Annotated in this window: 16 protein-coding genes; 11 read left to right on the forward strand and 5 right to left on the reverse strand. The window is 39.0% G+C overall.

Going from position 1 to position 17,392, the window contains the following annotated elements; all coding sequences use genetic code 11:
- Window positions 1–24 precede the first annotated feature (24 nt).
- The 3 genes from V4T18_RS14425 to V4T18_RS14435 all read left to right on the forward strand — a co-directional run bounded on the left by V4T18_RS14425 (window position 25) and on the right by V4T18_RS14435 (window position 1,939).
- Window positions 25–567 (forward strand): peroxiredoxin, encoded by a 543-nt coding sequence (locus tag V4T18_RS14425; protein WP_332650472.1) that lies wholly within the window; start codon window positions 25–27, stop codon window positions 565–567.
- Window positions 568–712: 145 nt separating this feature from the next.
- A complete protein-coding gene (locus tag V4T18_RS14430; RefSeq protein WP_332650474.1) occupies window positions 713–1,180 on the forward strand; it encodes a redoxin domain-containing protein in 468 nt (155 codons plus the stop codon).
- 102 nt (window positions 1,181–1,282) lie between these two features.
- Window positions 1,283–1,939, forward strand: a complete 657-nt coding sequence (locus V4T18_RS14435) for a potassium channel family protein (protein ID WP_332650477.1) — start codon at window positions 1,283–1,285, stop codon at window positions 1,937–1,939.
- 163 nt (window positions 1,940–2,102) lie between these two features.
- Here V4T18_RS14435 and rnjA read toward each other — a convergent pair whose 3' ends face one another.
- Both rnjA and V4T18_RS14445 read right to left on the reverse strand, forming a co-directional pair.
- Complete coding sequence (rnjA, locus tag V4T18_RS14440) at window positions 2,103–3,770, reverse strand: ribonuclease J1 (RefSeq protein ID WP_332650479.1); 1,668 nt, start codon at window positions 3,768–3,770, stop codon at window positions 2,103–2,105.
- A gap of 6 nt (window positions 3,771–3,776) precedes the next feature.
- On the reverse strand, window positions 3,777–3,986 hold the full coding sequence (locus V4T18_RS14445) for a DNA-dependent RNA polymerase subunit epsilon (protein WP_332650483.1): 210 nt from the start codon (window positions 3,984–3,986) through the stop codon (window positions 3,777–3,779).
- 377 nt (window positions 3,987–4,363) lie between these two features.
- Between V4T18_RS14445 and V4T18_RS14450 the strand changes: the two genes are divergently transcribed.
- Window positions 4,364–5,134, forward strand: a complete 771-nt coding sequence (locus V4T18_RS14450) for a Cof-type HAD-IIB family hydrolase (RefSeq protein WP_332650485.1) — start codon at window positions 4,364–4,366, stop codon at window positions 5,132–5,134.
- Window positions 5,135–5,224: 90 nt separating this feature from the next.
- Here the strand turns inward: V4T18_RS14450 and def are convergent, their stop codons facing one another.
- Window positions 5,225–5,767, reverse strand: coding sequence for a peptide deformylase (gene def / locus V4T18_RS14455; protein WP_332650487.1), 543 nt, complete (start codon window positions 5,765–5,767; stop codon window positions 5,225–5,227).
- 391 nt (window positions 5,768–6,158) lie between these two features.
- Between def and pdhA the strand changes: the two genes are divergently transcribed.
- The 5 genes from pdhA to V4T18_RS14480 all read left to right on the forward strand — a co-directional run bounded on the left by pdhA (window position 6,159) and on the right by V4T18_RS14480 (window position 11,786).
- Window positions 6,159–7,274 carry a pyruvate dehydrogenase (acetyl-transferring) E1 component subunit alpha gene (gene pdhA, locus V4T18_RS14460; RefSeq protein WP_332650489.1) on the forward strand — a complete coding sequence of 372 codons (1,116 nt, stop codon included), beginning with the start codon at window positions 6,159–6,161 and terminating at the stop codon, window positions 7,272–7,274.
- Between the two features lie 2 nt (window positions 7,275–7,276).
- On the forward strand, window positions 7,277–8,254 hold the full coding sequence (locus V4T18_RS14465; protein ID WP_332650491.1) for an alpha-ketoacid dehydrogenase subunit beta: 978 nt from the start codon (window positions 7,277–7,279) through the stop codon (window positions 8,252–8,254).
- Window positions 8,255–8,273: 19 nt separating this feature from the next.
- Window positions 8,274–9,617: a dihydrolipoamide acetyltransferase family protein gene (locus V4T18_RS14470; RefSeq protein WP_332650493.1), complete on the forward strand. Its 1,344-nt coding sequence runs from the start codon at window positions 8,274–8,276 to the stop codon at window positions 9,615–9,617.
- A gap of 5 nt (window positions 9,618–9,622) precedes the next feature.
- Window positions 9,623–11,035: a dihydrolipoyl dehydrogenase gene (lpdA, locus tag V4T18_RS14475; RefSeq protein WP_332650495.1), complete on the forward strand. Its 1,413-nt coding sequence runs from the start codon at window positions 9,623–9,625 to the stop codon at window positions 11,033–11,035.
- Window positions 11,036–11,345: 310 nt separating this feature from the next.
- Window positions 11,346–11,786, forward strand: coding sequence for a PH domain-containing protein (locus V4T18_RS14480; protein ID WP_332650497.1), 441 nt, complete (start codon window positions 11,346–11,348; stop codon window positions 11,784–11,786).
- Between the two features lie 203 nt (window positions 11,787–11,989).
- Here V4T18_RS14480 and V4T18_RS14485 read toward each other — a convergent pair whose 3' ends face one another.
- Window positions 11,990–13,420 (reverse strand): carbon starvation CstA family protein, encoded by a 1,431-nt coding sequence (locus tag V4T18_RS14485; RefSeq protein WP_332650498.1) that lies wholly within the window; start codon window positions 13,418–13,420, stop codon window positions 11,990–11,992.
- A gap of 322 nt (window positions 13,421–13,742) precedes the next feature.
- On the opposite strand from V4T18_RS14485, the gene V4T18_RS14490 reads away from it, so the two are divergent.
- Together V4T18_RS14490 and V4T18_RS14495 are read left to right on the forward strand one after the other, a co-directional pair.
- Window positions 13,743–14,525, forward strand: coding sequence for an SDR family NAD(P)-dependent oxidoreductase (locus V4T18_RS14490; RefSeq protein ID WP_332650499.1), 783 nt, complete (start codon window positions 13,743–13,745; stop codon window positions 14,523–14,525).
- Between the two features lie 114 nt (window positions 14,526–14,639).
- A complete protein-coding gene (locus V4T18_RS14495; RefSeq protein ID WP_332650501.1) occupies window positions 14,640–15,860 on the forward strand; it encodes an MFS transporter in 1,221 nt (406 codons plus the stop codon).
- Window positions 15,861–16,095: 235 nt separating this feature from the next.
- Here V4T18_RS14495 and V4T18_RS14500 read toward each other — a convergent pair whose 3' ends face one another.
- Entirely contained in the window at window positions 16,096–16,911 is an 816-nt protein-coding gene (locus V4T18_RS14500) for a M15 family metallopeptidase (RefSeq protein WP_332650502.1), read from the reverse strand.
- Between the last annotated feature and the right edge of the window lie 481 nt (window positions 16,912–17,392).

A 17,392-nucleotide genomic window follows, 5' to 3' on the forward strand; every position in this document is an offset into this window, starting at 1 on the left:
TAGTACTATTTGGAGGTATTTATAATGGCAGAACGTATGGTAGGTAAACAAGCACCACGTTTCGAAATGGATGCTGTATTAGCAGACAAATCATTCGGAAAAGTTTCTTTAGAAAAAAACATGGCAGAAGACAAATGGACAGTTCTATTCTTCTATCCAATGGACTTTACATTTGTATGTCCTACTGAAATTACAGCGATGAGCGATCGTTACGATGAATTTGAAGATTTAGATGCGGAAATCATTGGCGTATCAACTGATACAATTCACACGCACTTAGCTTGGATCAATACAGAACGTACGAAAAACGGTTTAGGCGACTTAAAATATCCGTTAGCTGCAGATACAAATCACCAAGTATCAAAAGACTATGGTGTCCTAATTGAAGAAGAAGGAATCGCTTTACGTGGTTTATTCATCATCAATCCAGAAGGCGAATTACAGTATCAAACTGTTTTCCACAATAATATCGGTCGTGATGTAGATGAGACATTACGTGTTCTACAAGCATTACAAACAGGCGGACTATGCCCAGCTAACTGGCGCCCAGGTCAAGCAACACTGTAACGTCGATAGTCCCTACATGTACATGTAGGGACTTTTAGTAGATATGAACCAACAACATCTCGCCCTATTTTGGGGCGAGATGTGTCTTTCTATTAGGATTGCATATAATACTATTTGTATATCATTCATTTAAGGAGGCTATTTCATGAAATTACGTGCACCAATGCCTGAATTAGCAGGAGCTACAGCATGGCTTAATAGCGAGCCATTAACGAAGGATCAATTAATCGGTGACAAACCAACATTAATTCACTATTGGTCTGTCAGCTGTTATTTATGTAAGGAAGCAATGCCAGAAGTAAATGCGTTCCGTGATCAATATAAAGATGAGCTAAATGTTATTGCTGTGCATATGCCTCGTTCAGAAGAGGATACAGATTTAGAGCAAATTAAACAAGTTGCTGCAGAGCATGATATTACACAGCCGATCTTTGTGGACAATTCACTAAGCTTATCAGATGCTTTTGAAAATCAATATGTACCTGCTTATTATGTGTTCGATAAAACAGGTGTACTTCGCCATTTCCAAGCGGGCGGAAGCGGCATGAAGATGCTAGAAAAGCGTGTTAATCGTGTATTAGAAGAAACACGTAAAGCACAATCGGAAGCTTAAAAAATGATTCGAGGCAGAGTGACTATGCTCTGCCTTTTTCTTTTTGGTAAATTACGTTACACTAAAGGAAATAAATGTACGAGTCGTTTCGGAGGTAGCAGAATGAGGAAAGAATTTGTAGTTATTGGTTTAGGGCGATTTGGCGGAAGTATCGTCCGCGAATTGATAGCCCAAGATGCAAACGTGATGGCAATTGATTCATCCCCTGATCGAGTGGATGAATTTTCACAAATTGCAACACAAGCGATCGTTGCAGATACAACAGATGAGGCAGTTATAAAATCGCTTGGCATATGGAATTTTGAGCATGTCATTGTTGCCATTGGTGAGGATATTCAAGCTAGTATACTAACAACACTTATTTTAAAGGAATTAGGCGTTCCGCAAATTACGGTAAAAGCACAAAACGATTATCATGAAAAGGTGTTACGCAAAATTGGTGCAGATTTTGTTGTGCATCCTGAGCGAGATATGGGTATTCGGATTGCTAACAATATGATTTCTAATAATGTCTTAGATTATTTAGAGCTTTCAGATGAACATTCGATTATGGAGATTAAGGCGAATGACCGTCTAGCTGGTCATACGTTAATGGATTTAGATATTCGTGCGAAATATGGAATTAATATTGTAGGAATCAAGCGTGGAGAGACGATTATGATTTCTCCTGCGGCAGATGATCCGATCCTACTTGGAGATATTCTGCTTGTCATTGGAGCGGATATTGATATTAATCGATTTGTTAAAAAAGCAATGTAATAAAAAAAGCGGAAGCGTCCCGTTTAGCACCGAAACGAAAGCATCTTTCTGGTTTTCAATCGGGGGGAGCCAGACTCTGCTCAAGCTCCAAAAAATTTATACTTTCTTATACTGATAAAAAGCGTTCACGAAAGGGGAAATCCCTTCTCATGAACGCTTCTTTTTATACTTCCATAATAATTGGTAGAATCATTGGGCGACGCTTAGTTTTTTCAAATAAGTATGGACCTAAAACGTCTGTTATTTCATTTTTCAATTCAGTCCATTGTGTAGACTTTTCTTGAATTGTGTTATTTAGGTGATGATTTAACATTTTTTGTGCCTCGTTAATCATCGTACCTGATTCACGCATGTAGACAAAACCACGTGAAATAATATCAGGACCTGCAACCATTTTTTGATTCTCCATATCGACACTTACAACGACGATTACTAAACCTTCCTCCGAAAGAATACGTCGGTCGCGTAATACGATATTGCCGATGTCACCAATTCCGTTTCCATCAATATAAATATCACCTGATGGGATTCGACCAGCTACATGTGCCTCGTTTGCGCTAAGGGCTAATACATCACCGTTTTCCATAACGAATGTATTGTCAAGTGGCACATCACAATCTGAGGCAAGCTGTGTATGCATTTTTAACATGCGATACTCACCGTGAATTGGCATAAAGAATTTTGGCTTCATTAAGCGTAGCATTAGCTTTTGCTCTTCCTGAGAGCCATGTCCAGATGTATGAATATTATTCAGGGAGCCGTGAATAACCTCAGCTCCTGCTCGGAATAATAGGTTAATGATTTTATTTACACTAATTGTGTTACCTGGGATTGGTGAAGATGAGAATACAACCGTATCACCAGGCTGAATTTGAATTTGACGATGTGTTCCATTAGCGATGCGTGAAAGTGCAGCCATTGGTTCACCTTGAGAGCCTGTACATAAAATCATAACCTCGTTTGCTGGGAGGCGGTTAATGCTTTGGGCATCCACAAACGTCTCTTTTGGTGCTGTAATATAGCCTAGCTCACGTCCAATTGTAATCGCATTATCCATCGAGCGACCAAATACAGCAATTTTACGACCATGTGCAGCAGCAGCATCAGTAACCTGCTGTAGACGATGGATATTGGAAGCAAAAGTGGCAAAAATAATACGTCCGTCTACTTTGCGGAAAATATCATTAATACTCTCGCCAACTTTACGTTCAGACATCGTAAAGTTCGGTACTTCTGCATTGGTACTATCTGATAACAAGCAAAGTACACCGTCACGACCTATTTCAGCCATTCTAGTTAAGTTTGCCGGTTCACCAACAGGGGTAAAGTCAAATTTGAAATCTCCTGTATGAACAATATTACCTGGTGGTGTTTTCACGACGATACCAAATGCATCTGGAATACTATGTGTTGTACGGAAGAAGCTCACGGAAGTTTTTCGGAACTTAATAATATCTTCTTCTTTAATCTCGATTAGCTTTGTTGAGCGTAATAAACCGTGCTCCTCTAGTTTATTTCGTAAAAGCCCTAGTGCAAGCTTGCCACCGTAAACAGGGATATTCACTTGACGTAGTAAGTAAGGGATACCACCGATATGGTCTTCGTGTCCGTGCGTAATAAATAATCCTTTAATTTTGTCGACGTTACGTACTAAATACGTATAGTCAGGAATAACATAGTCAATTCCTAATAAATCATCCTCTGGGAATTTAATTCCAGCATCAATTAAAATAATCTCATCTTGAAATTGAACCCCGTATGTGTTTTTGCCGATTTCGCCCAGTCCGCCGAGTGCGAATACAGCCGCTTGATCGTTTTTAACGAACTTCATAATCGATTAAGCGTTCTCCACGCGGAAGTTTGGGCTTGCTTGTTCGTACTCAAGGTAATTACCTTCTAAAAGTTGAACAAGTTCAATGTTGTAGTTACGGTCTTTTAAATAGTGACGAACTTCACGCTCAGAAGAAGCCTCTAAATAAAGTGTTTTAGTGTTTTCGCGAACTGGAATTTCATTAACATTTTCTTGATAATAAACTTTGTAAATCATAGTTACTCTCCTTTAATTACGTACATTATTATTGCATTTAACTTTACACGAATGAGTTGCTATTTAAATACTTATGTAATGATTTGTCTGAAAAAGTAGATATAGCAAGCATCGTGAAAAGGGATTGCCCAAAAAAAGCGAAATAAATGCATTTCCTTTATATTATCACGCGACTCCCTTAAAATAAAGAAAAGCCCTTCAATTTATGAAGGGCTTAGGCAATTGATTTTTTTCCGAGGATGCCATTCAACCGTTTCAACAATTTCTTTTTGAGTCGTTTTAACATGGCGCACCACTCCTTACTACTATTATAATGAATTTTCTGAAATTTGTAAAGTGTTAGGTGAAAAAATTCAGTTTTGAAAGGACGTATAAAGATGAGTAAAATATTATTTTTTGATGTAGATGGAACGCTTTATAATGATGACAAAATCTTACCTTCCTCTGCAAAAGAAGCTATTTTCAAAGCTCGTGAGAATGGACATGAGATTGCTATTGCAACAGGGCGGGCACCCTTTATGATCGAGTCTCTGCTACAAGAGCTTGAAATTGATACATATGTTACGTTTAACGGGCAATATGTTGTGTACAAAGGTGAAGTTATTTTTACAGATAGCGTTTCAAACGAGCAGCTTCAAGAAATTATAGCGTTTGGAACGGCACGTAATGAGCCTGTCGTGTTTCTAAATGAAAAGGAAATGATTGCTTCTACAACCAATGATGCAAAGATTGAGCAAAGCTTAGCGACGCTGCAGTATCCTTATCCTCGAATTGATGAGGTATTTTATGAAACTAACGACGTTTATCAAACGCTAATTTTTATGGAAAAAGAGTATGAGGAGCTATATAAACAAACTTTTCCTCAAGTACAGTTTGTGCGCTGGCATCAGTATTCATGCGATATCCTTCCGAAAGCAGGTTCAAAAGCGAGAGGTATTCAAAAAGTTTTACAGCATATTGGAAAAACAATGGATGATGCGATAGCCTTTGGAGATGGACTGAATGATCTTGAGATGCTCCAGGAGGTCGGTTTAGGTGTGGCGATGGGGAATGGCCACGATAAAGTTAAAGAAGTAGCCGATATTATTGCACCACATGTGGATGAGGATGGAATTAAAGGGGTAATGGAACAATTAAAGTTAATTTAGTGCTGAAAAAAGCGTTCGAAACCTCAATTGAGTTTCGATCGCTTTTTTTAGCGCTTGTCAGGGCTAAACGAGACGCTTCAGCTTTCTAATCTATTCACGATCAAAAGGTGTGGCGTTTGGAATGGGGCCAAACGGATCTTTTTCATTAATACGGTCATAAAACATTATGCCATTTAAATGGTCTAGCTCATGCTGGAAGGCGATGGATGTTAACCCCGTTAGGCGTAATTTTTGTTCCTCGCCATCTACATTCATAAATTTAACAGTAATTCGTGCATAACGTGGTACATAGCCTGGGACATTTCGGTCAACAGAAAGACATCCTTCTCCAGATGATAAATACGTCATTTCAACAGAGTGGCTAACAATTTTAGGATTGATTGCTACAAAGCTATAGTCTTCTACACATAGCGCAAACATACGCTTTAAGCTATTTACTTGATTTGCAGCTAACCCAATCCCACCTCGTAGGTCGTATTTTTCTGCAATTTCAGGATTTTGACTGTTAATTAAGTATTGCAGCATATCATCTGCTAATTGACGATCCTCTTTTGTGAGGGGGAATGTTACTTCCTCCGCTCGTTTTCGTAATGTTTCGTGTCCTTCACGAATTATATGTTCCATTAAAATCATTTGAAACTTCCTTTCGCAATCTACTTATATATTTTAGTATACATGACATGGAATGTGCTTCAATAAAAAACTGTATTCTTTAAAACAATTTCGAAAAATGAGTTGAAAAATGTTAGAACAAGGGAAGAATACAATCGGAAGAGTTTAAGGAAGGATGTTATTAGGGTGAAAGTATTTTAACACGAAAAAAGGTGTCTATTATAGTACAGGGTTTCTTTTGATGTATAACAGTTGTAGAAAATGCATTGCCGTTGCAATGAGTAAAAAAACGGGTTTTCCACGATAATCAATGATTGACCGATGTAATTTTATTGATTATACTCAATATAAGAATTTGTTGTACTAATATTTTTGTTATTCAAAATAATACAGATGAAGGGGAGAATAGATTATGGGAGAGAAAATGACAAATGGATTCCATCCGACTAAAACATTAAATGAAATTGAAGAGAAATTTCAGATGTTCCAAATATTAAATGAAGATGGGGAAGTAGTGAATGAGGAAGCAAACCCTAACCTATCTGACGAAGAGCTTGTAGAGCTAATGAGCCGTATGATTTATGTTCGTATTTTAGATCAACGCTCGATTTCACTTAACCGCCAAGGACGTCTTGGCTTCTATGCACCAACTGCTGGTCAAGAGGCTTCTCAGCTTGCATCACATTACGCGCTTGAAAAAGAAGACTGGATTCTACCAGGCTATCGCGATGTTCCGCAAATTGTTATGCACGGTCTACCTTTATGGAAGGCCTTCCTATTCAGCAGAGGTCACTTTATTGGTAACCAAATTCCTGAAGGAGTAAATGTCTATCCGCCACAAATTATTATCGGTGCTCAATATATTCAAGCAGCAGGTGTAGCACTTGGCATACAAAAACGTGGACAAAAGGCTGTAGCTGTTACGTATACAGGTGATGGAGGCTCATCTCAAGGTGACTTCTATGAGGGCATTAACTTTGCAGGTGCAATGAAGACACCCGCAATCTTTTTCATTCAAAATAACCAATTTGCGATTTCAACACCGCGTGAGCTACAAACAGCAGCAAAAACGCTTGCACAAAAAGGGGTAGCAGCAGGTATTCCAAGTATTCTAGTAGATGGTATGGACCCACTTGCTGTTTATAAAGTAACAAAGGATGCTCGTGAACGCGCAATTAACGGAGAGGGCCCAACTCTAATCGAAACGATGACATACCGATATGGTCCTCATACGATGGCAGGGGATGACCCAACTCGTTACCGTACGGGCGATCTTGATACGGAGTGGGGAGCAAAGGATCCGATTGTGCGCTTCCGTAAATATCTAGAGGCGAAGGGATTATGGTCGCTAGAGAAGGAAGAAGAAGTGATTGAACGAGCGAAAGAGGATATTAAAGAGGCTATCAAAAAGGCAGATGAAGCACCAAAGCAAAAAGTATCAGAATTAATTGAGAACATGTATAGAGGTGATCTGCCTGGAAACCTGCAAGAGCAATTAGCAATCTACAAAGAGAAGGAGTCGAAGTAACTATGGCACAAATGACGATGATTCAAGCAATTACAGATGCACTTCGTTGTGAATTAAAAGATGACGAAAACGTATTAGTATTTGGTGAGGATGTTGGGGTAAATGGAGGCGTATTCCGTGCAACTGAAGGTCTTCAAAAAGAGTTTGGCAAGGACCGAGTATTTGATACGCCACTTGCTGAGTCAGGTATAGGTGGGCTAGCAGTTGGTTTATCGCTAACAGGATACCGCCCAGTCCCTGAAATTCAGTTCTTCGGCTTCGTTTTTGAAGTGTTTGACTCGATTGCTGGTCAAATGGCTCGTACTCATTATCGTACAGGTGGCACATACAACATGCCGGTGACAATCCGTTCACCATTTGGTGGCGGTGTACACACGCCAGAGATGCATTCGGATTCATTAGAGGGCTTAATGGCTCAAACACCAGGCTTAAAGGTTGTTATCCCATCAACGCCATATGATGCGAAAGGGCTACTAATTTCATCGATTCGTGATAATGATCCAGTTATCTTTTTAGAGCATTTAAAGCTTTATCGTTCATTCCGTGAAGAGGTACCAGAGGAGTCGTACACTGTGCCAATTGGAAACGCAGCTGTAAAGCGTGAGGGGAAAGATTTATCCATTATCGCTTACGGTTTAATGGTACATGAAAGCTTAAAGGCAGCAGAGGAGCTTGAAAAAGAAGGCTATTCTGTAGAAGTGATAGACTTACGTACAATCCAGCCATTAGATATCGAAACAATTATTGCATCTGTTGAAAAAACTGGGCGTGCAATCGTCGTGCAAGAAGCACAAAAACAAGCTGGTATCGCAGCGAACGTTGTAGCGGAAATTACAGAGCGTGCGATTTTAAGCTTAGAGGCACCTGTTCTTCGAGTAGCAGCACCAGATACAGTGTACTCATTCCCACAAGCTGAAGGGGTTTGGCTACCGAACTACAAAGATGTAATGGAAACAGCGAAAAAAGTTTTAACATTCTAATTTGAAGAGGGTGAAAGTAATGGCATTTAATTTCCGTTTACCAGATATCGGGGAAGGTATCCATGAAGGCGAAATCGTAAAGTGGTTCGTAAAGCCGGGCGATACAATTAAAGAAGATGATATTCTATGTGAAGTTCAAAATGATAAGGCGGTTGTAGAAATTCCGTCTCCAGTCGATGGAACGGTTGAAGAAATTTTAGTAGCTGAAGGAACAGTAGCGGTAGTAGGTGATGTGTTAATTCGTTTTGACGCACCTGGCTACGAGGACTTAAAGCTAAAGGGTGACGAGCACGCTGAAGCACAAACGGAGGCACAGGTGCAGGCAACTGCTGAAAAGGGGCAGAGCATTGAGAAGGAAGAAACACCAAAGGCTTCTGAAAAGACAGCAGCTCAACCTGAAAAAGTAGCGGTGGAAGAAACAGATGCTACAAAGCGTATTATTGCGATGCCATCTGTACGAAAATTTGCACGCGAAAACAATGTAGATATCCGTCAAGTAGCGGGCTCAGGAAAAAATGGGCGTATTTTAAAAGAGGATATCGAGAGCTTTATGAATGGGGGCGCGGGAGTTTCAGAAGAGCCAGTGCTTGCTCAAGCTAGTTCGGCTGAACAAGGAGAAGCAGCGCCGAAAGCAGTACAGCCAATTAACCTTGAGGGCGAATTCCCAGAAACACGCGAAAAAATGTCTGGTATCCGTAAGGCAATTGCAAAGGCAATGGTTCACTCGAAGCAAACTGCACCACATGTTACATTAATGGACGAAGTAGATGTAACGGCACTTGTAGCTCACCGAAAGCGATTTAAGGATATTGCAGGAGAAAAAGGCATTAAATTAACATACTTACCATATGTAGTGAAGGCGCTTGTTTCAACATTACGTGAATTCCCTGAGTTTAACCGCTCATTTGACGATGCATCGCAGGAAATCATTCAAAAACATTATTATAATATCGGGATTGCCGCAGATACTGAAAAAGGTTTACTTGTTCCAGTAATTAAACATGCAGATCGCAAATCAGTATTTGGGATCTCTTCGGAAGTCAACGAGCTAGCAGTGAAAGCACGAGAAGGCAAGCTTACTCCAAATGAAATGAAGGGCGGCTCGATGTCAATTACAAACATCGGATCGGCTGGTGGACAATGGTTTACACCGGTAATTAACCATCCTGAAGTTGCAATTTTGGGAATTGGGCGAATTTCTGAAAAACCAATAATAAAAAATGGTGAAATTATAGCTGCACCTGTGTTAGCATTATCATTGAGCTTTGACCATCGAATGATCGATGGAGCCACTGCGCAAAATGCATTAAATCACTTAAAGCGTTTGCTAAGTGAACCAGAACTTTTATTAATGGAGGCGTAATAATAATGGTAGTTGGAGATTTCCCAATCGAGCTTGATACTCTCGTTGTTGGTGCAGGCCCTGGCGGTTATGTAGCAGCAATCCGTGCAGCTCAAACTGGACAAAAGGTAACAGTTGTAGAAAAAGGTAATTTAGGCGGCGTATGTTTAAATGTAGGGTGTATCCCTTCAAAGGCATTGATCTCTGTTGGTCACCGCTTCGAGCAAGCAAAGCATTCAGACGATATGGGTATCGTAGCAAGTGATGTGAAACTTGATTGGGCAAAAGCACAAGAGTTCAAAAATGGTGTCGTTCAAAAATTAGTTGGCGGCGTTGCAGGTTTACTTAAAGGTAATAAAGTAGATGTCGTGAAAGGCGAAGCATATTTTGTAGATGCAAACACTGTACGCGTAATCGACGGCGATAACGCACAAACATATACATTTAAAAATGCGATCCTTGCAACAGGATCTCGCCCAGTTGAAATTCCTACATTCAAATTTACTGAGCGTGTAATTAACTCAACTGGCGCATTATCTCTACCTGAAGTTCCAGGTAAATTAGTAGTAATCGGTGGTGGTTACATCGGTACGGAGCTAGGTTCTTCTTACGCAAACTTAGGCTCTCAAGTAACAATTATCGAAGGTGGAAAAGATATTTTAGCTGGCTTCGAAAAGCAAATGACACAAATCGTGAAAAAAGGTCTTAAGAAAAAGGGCGTTGAAGTAGTAGTAGGCGCATCTGCTAAAGGCGTACAAGAAAACGAAAACGGTGTTATCGTTACGTATGAAGCTGGTGGCGAAGAAAAAACAGTAGAAGCGGACTACGTATTAGTGACTGTAGGTCGTCGTCCAAATACAGACGAAATGGGTCTTGAAGCTGTAGGCATCGAGTTTGCTGACCGTGGCTTAGTAAAGGTTGACAAACAATGTCGCACAAATATCCCGAACATTTATGCAATTGGTGATATTGTCTCTGGTCCACAACTTGCACATAAAGCATCTTACGAAGGTAAAGTAGCTGCAGAAGCAATCGCTGGCGAACCATCAATCGTAGACTACCTTGCAATTCCAGCAGTATGCTTCACAGATCCAGAACTAGCAACTGTAGGTTACTCTGAAGAGCAAGCAAAGGCAGAAGGTCTAGAAGTGAAAGCAGCGAAATTCCCATTCGCAGCAAACGGCCGTGCATTAGCATTAAATGCTACAGAAGGCTTCGTGAAGCTTGTTGCGCGTAAAGAAGATGGCTTACTTGTAGGTGCTCAAATCGTAGGTGCAGGTGCATCTGATATGATCGCTGAAATGGGCTTAGCTATCGAAGCAGGTATGACTGCTGAAGACGTAGCTTTAACAATTCACGCGCACCCAACATTAGGTGAAATTACAATGGAGGCTGCTGAAGTATTACTAGGCAACCCAATCCATATCGTAACTAAGTAATTATTAAAAATAGCTGGTCTAATAGCTCGTTGTATAACGACTATTAGTGCCAGCTTTTTTTATTAGTTCTATAATATTTGTTGGGTATTCAAAAAGTTTAAGTAGTATTTACAGGAGAGGGGAGCGAATGTCGAAATTGGTGTCAAGCTTCTAAGGCGGCTGTGAAAAGGCATTGAATCGCTCTGGCATTGGCGCTGAACTCTTTCACTTCAATTAACGAGATCTAATTACCCAAGTTGCACTCCTAAGAACGAAACCTTTATGGACGGATAACCGTAAATATACTAAGTAAAGGAGTTGAGATTGCCGAATGATTTTTCGTTCAAAGGTAGATAATTTCTTTGTTGCAATTATTTCTATATTAATATTATTAATAGGGTTAGGAACATTGCTACCCCTATTCATTGATAAGAATACAGATTTGATAGATGTCATCGTTATGTCTGGTTTATTTATTTTTTTAGAAGGTATTGTAGTGTGGACATCCTTTTCTATCCAGTACGTTTTTTATGATGATTTTTTATTCGTGAGGGGAGGACCGTTTCGTAGTAAAATTCCATACCAAAAGATAACTATGGTTTCTCAAACGAATGATATTTTTACCGGTTATCGAATCTTATCATCCAAACAGGGTCTTGAAATATTTAACAGTTCTACAATCTTCGGAAGTGTAAAGATTTCACCTAAGAATAAGAAGGAGTTTATAGACGAGCTAAAAAAACGATGCCCGAATGTACACAGACAGGAATAAACTTAACAAATAACAGTTGAACGTAATATTTGTAATGACCTGTATAAGGGTCATTTTTTTTATGCAGTTCGGAGGGTATCAACTATTGCTTAATTTGATTCGACACGTTGAACCGTTTTTCAAGTGCAAGGTTTTAATGGAGGTTAAGTCATAAAACAAAAAATGTGCATTCGCACTTATCACAGAACGAATGCACATTAGATTTATTGTTTTAAGAACACGGGATTATTGAATCCGTTATGACGAATGATTTGATAAGCATAGAGTAAACCTACTACAACAGTAGCGGATAAGCCGATAATCATGGCTAAACCGTATTCTAAGCCGAATCCTTCAGGAGCAACCATTAAATACGTGAATACAACAGCGGTCATAAACATGGCTGGAAGGCCGGCGATCCAGTGGAATTTACCTTCTTTTAATAAATAAGATGTAGCCACCCATAGCATTACCGTTGCCACCATTTGGTTTGTCATCCCAACATAGCGCCATAGGAATTGATAATCGATTGTTGTTAAGTAAAATGCTGGAATAGTAACAGCGACTGTTGCTAAAATTGCCACTGTTTTCTGATTCCCTTTAATACGAGAGCCTAAGAAATCTAGCACAATCATACGAGCTGAACGAAGCGATGTATCACCTGTTGTAATAGGTAGGATGATGACACTTAGGACAGCTAATAAGCCACCTACTGTTCCTAGTAACCCAATAGCAATTTGGTCTACTACACCACCAGCACCTTCTGCTGAAATGACAGCTCCAAGCTCACCTGTACTGCCAAAGAAGCTCATGCCCGCTGTACACCAGATAAGAGCAATAATTCCTTCACCAATCATCGCGCCGTAAAATACTTTACGTCCCTCTGTTTCTTTTTTTAGCGTACGAGAAATAATTGGGCTTTGTGTCGAGTGGAAGCCAGAAATTGCCCCACAAGAAATAGTAATCATAAGTAATGGCCAGATTGGTAAATCAGCAGGATGTAAATTAGCTAACGTTAATTCTGGAATTTTAATATCTGAGAATAATAATGAAACTAAAATAGCACTAGCCATAATTAATAAAACTGCTCCGAATAACGGATAAATACGACCGATAATTTTGTTAATCGGTAAGATGGCTGCTAATAAAAAGTAGAAGAAAATAATGACAATCGCAACCATAAATGTAATACCTGTTTTAGCTGAAATAACTGCTGCAGGACCTGCTGTGAATGCAGCAGCTACTAAAATCATTAACACAACAGATACAATATCTGTAAAGACACGCATTACTTTACCTAAATATTTTTGCACTAGGGCAGGGAATTGTGCACCACCATGACGAAGTGAAAGCATTCCGGCAAAGTAGTCGTGAACTGCACCAGCAAAAATACACCCAAATACAATCCAAACCATTGCAACAGGACCATATAACGCTCCTGCAATGGCCCCGTAAATCGGACCAAGACCCGCGATGTTTAATAATTGAATTGTCCAACCCTTCCAAGCTGGCATCGGCATATAATCAAGGTTATCCGTTTTTGTATAAGCGGGAGTGGGTGTTGCATCATTCACAATAAACACCTTTTCTACAAACTTACCATAAACAACATAACCGAGTAGTAATAAAATGATAGAACCTAAAAGTGTAAACATAAAAACTCTCCTAAAATAATTTCATTTTTTTGATAAATCGAATTATATAACGTAAAAATTATTTTGACAAACTATTTTTAGAAAATTTATTATATTGAAACTATTAAAAGCTGTGTGGTTGTTTAATGTAATCGGTTACATCGAGCAGTTTTAAGTATTTAATGCAATAAAATAGGTATTTGAAAAAGATTAAAAACGGGATAGTTCCGCTTCAGAATTATTAGGAAATACGCTATTCGTAATAGAAAATATTAACATAGTATTATTAAATTGGAGTACATTCACGGTATAATATGATTACTAAAGGTAAGGGGGTTATTGTATGGAGTTAGGTTTACAAGGGAAGGTAGCAATTGTTACAGGAGCTAGTAAGGGAATTGGCTTTTGGACAGCGTTACAGCTTGTAAAAGAGGGGGCTCATGTAACGCTATGTGCGCGTGGGGAAAAGCAATTACAAGTAGCCGCTACAAGCATCAAAAAGGCAACCGGTAAGGATGTATTAGTTGTATCAGGGGACATGTCGAAGGAAAAGGATTGTAAAGAAGTAATAGATAGAACGGTAGAAAAATATGGTCGAATTCATATATTAATAAACAATGCAGGCACAGCTTCTGCCAATTCATTTGAGCAAGTGTCAAGTGAGCTTTGGCAAACCGACCTTGATTTAAAGCTATTTGGAGCTGTAAATTGCTCTAAATATGCAGTTCCTCATTTAAAAGAATCCGGGGGAGGGTCTATTGTCAATGTAACGGCTGTACTAGCAAAAACACCACCAGCGAATTCGCTGCCAACAACAGTAAGCCGTGCCGCTGGACTAGCTCTAACAAAGGCGATGAGCAAGGATTTAGGTCAATATAATATTCGTGTGAATGCGGTGTGCATCGGACTAATTCGTAGCGACCAAATCGAAAAGCGCTGGAAGGATCAAGCCCCACATCTATCGTGGGACGAATATTCTCAGCAAGTTGGTGAATCGATTCCATTAGGCCGAATTGGTGACACAGATGAAGCAGCGAATGTTATTACATTTTTAGCATCAGAGGCAGCATCCTACGTAACAGGTACAGCGGTGAATATTGATGGTGGTTCTGGAGGAGCTCTATAAAAATTAACACTCGTCAATTATGGCGAGTGTTTTATTGTTCCAATTAAAATATGATAAAATGATGTGATTCTGTAGAATTTATACGGATGAAGTCGAAAGATGAGGAATTGTATTATGGAAAATTGGAAACGAAATATTACATTATTTTTAACGAGTCAGACAATCTCGTTATTTGGATCTGCCTTAGTGCAATATGCAATTATGTGGCATATAACACTCTCTACGCAATCTGGGCTGATGATGACATTGTACATTCTTTGTGGATTCCTACCAACGTTCTTATTAGCTCCTTTTGCTGGTGTTTGGGCAGACCGATACAATCGAAAATGGTTAATTGCTATTGCTGACGGTATGATTGCCTTTTCAACATTAATTTTAGCTATTCTTTTCTTGATGGGGTATGAGTCTATTTGGTTACTTTTTGTTATTGCAGCGATTCGTGCATTTGGTACGGGGATTCAAACACCAGCAGTTGGGGCAATCCTGCCACAAATTGTACCAGAAGATAAGTTAATAAAGGTGAACGGAATCAACGGAAGTATTCAAGCAGCAATAATGTTTATTGCACCGATGATTAGTGCGGCATTACTTAGCTTGGCAACGCTTGAGGTAATTTTCTTTATTGATGTTGTCACTGCTGCTATCGCCATCTTTACATTGTTATTTTTCTTGAAAATCAACGTACACGAAAAAGCTACGGAAAAACAAGTTGGTTATACGGATGATTTTATAGCGGGTATTCAGTATATTCGTGAGCATGCATTTTTAAAATCGTTCTTTATATTCTTTGCTATGTTATTTTTCTTAACGGCACCAGTGGCTTTCCTAACTCCGCTGCAAGTTGCGCGGAGTTTTGGAGATGATGTTTGGCGATTAACTGTCATCGAGCTTACATTTTCAATCGGGATGATGGTTGGTGGTGGAGTCATTGCATCGTGGGGCGGCTTTAAAAATCGTATTCATACAATGGCCTTTGCCGGTGTTATCATGAGTATTTGTACAATTGCCTTAGGGGTTGTACCGAACTTTTGGCTGTACAGTATGTTGATGATTATTTTTGGGGTTGCTATGCCAGTTTTCAATACACCAACGACTGTTATAATTCAAGAAAAAGTGGATGGGAATTATTTAGGTCGTATATTTGGGATTTTTAGTATGATTTCTTCTTCTATGATGCCAATTGGAATGCTAGTATTTGGACCGTTAGCAGATACAATCGCCATTGAATGGATTTTAATAGTAACTGGGGTATTGATGTTAGTATTATTAGTTTTATTAGGACGAAATAACGTATTATTAGAGGCTGGGAAACCGAAGTTACTAAGAAATGAGTAGGGTGCTTGACTAGTAAGCTGAAGAAGTGGCGAGTATTTTGCTGCCCTAGCAAGTATTTACGTGTTGAATTTTCACATTGGCGAGTAAATTTCAAATTTCGGCTAGTAAAATGGAAAAAGTGGCTAGTATTTTTAAATTTTTGGCTAGTAAACATCGGAACTAAAAATTTGAGTGAAATCCAAAAGGCAAAAAGGTTGTTCTATCAACTTTTCTGCCTTTAGTAATTCATTTATCTTTATAGCTCAACTGTGACAATCACGCCAGATGTATTATCACCCGAAATATGATAGGGCTGCCCTTCAATTATGGATACTTGAAGATTTTCCGACATTGCATAATACGTAATTTCGTATTTCTGGCCATTAATTTGTGTTACATATTGGTTATTTTGCTGTAAGTATTGTAAGTATTCCTCGAGTGTCCAATTTTCCTGCCCCATAATCGCACTATGTGGCAACCCTACATACCGGAAATGCCAAGGCTCGTACTGAATGCCTGTAATCGCGACCTTATCTTCCGGATAGCGTAAAATGAAACCGTATTTCCACGCATTATTCTTTAGCCATTCTCCCTCAGCCGCTTCTTCCATCAGGCCTCCAGTCGAGCCGATATCGATCGACAAGCCTAAATTATGCTCACTGTAGCCTGGTGGTAGTGCGAATTGGGCACCCATCTTTTCATAGAGAGTCGCCTGTACTGCATTGTTTCGGTAGCTACTATTGATTTTAAATTGATTGACGCCATCCTTTTTAGCCTCTTTTAACATGGATTGCATTTTTTGCAGCACATTATAGGACATTTCAATTGAGGCATCAGAAATAGTCACATCAGGTATCATTGATTGATGGTCCGCTAATAATTCAATATCAGCTGGAATGCTATTTTTCGTAACAGGAGTGTCACTGTTAATTAACAGTAGATCTCCTCGATAGACTTCATCCTCGTTTAATCCAATCTCTATTCTCGAAACCTCTTCGGATTCTGCATTTCTATATTCATTTATAAAAAATAATCCACAGAGTATTAGTGCGATAAATAGTAATTTTTTCAATGCCAATTCTCCTTTACATAAAGAACTCTATTTAAGATTACAAAGAAATAGTGAAGGTGTGGGTAGGAGAATTCTTAAGTTTTTCTTAAGTTTTGGTACGAAATCACTCATATTCAATACAAAATAGACTCGGAGTAGCGAGCTGTATTAACAAAAAGTAGAGATATTTACTAAAAAAAAATTGCGGCTAGCTTTGAAATTACGCTGGATTATAGCTTGAAATGGATCAATTATCTCATTAAACCATCCTAAACCACATGTTGCTGAGTAATGTCTATCTGTCTAGAGGTCCACGGAAATGATGTATATTTATTTCTTTTAAAAACAAAATCTACCCCGCCTAATATTTTTAACAAAACTAAAAAACTATACCGTTTTTTTATCGCTAGAATCGCTATTCGGCAGGTTTGACATACAACTTATATATAAATAAGCATTCCTGTTATAAGGATTTTCGGGGACTTGAAATAAAAAAAGCCCT

It is taken from the genome of Lysinibacillus sp. 54212 (genome assembly GCF_036662795.1).
GTDB lineage: Bacteria > Bacillota > Bacilli > Bacillales_A > Planococcaceae > Lysinibacillus_B.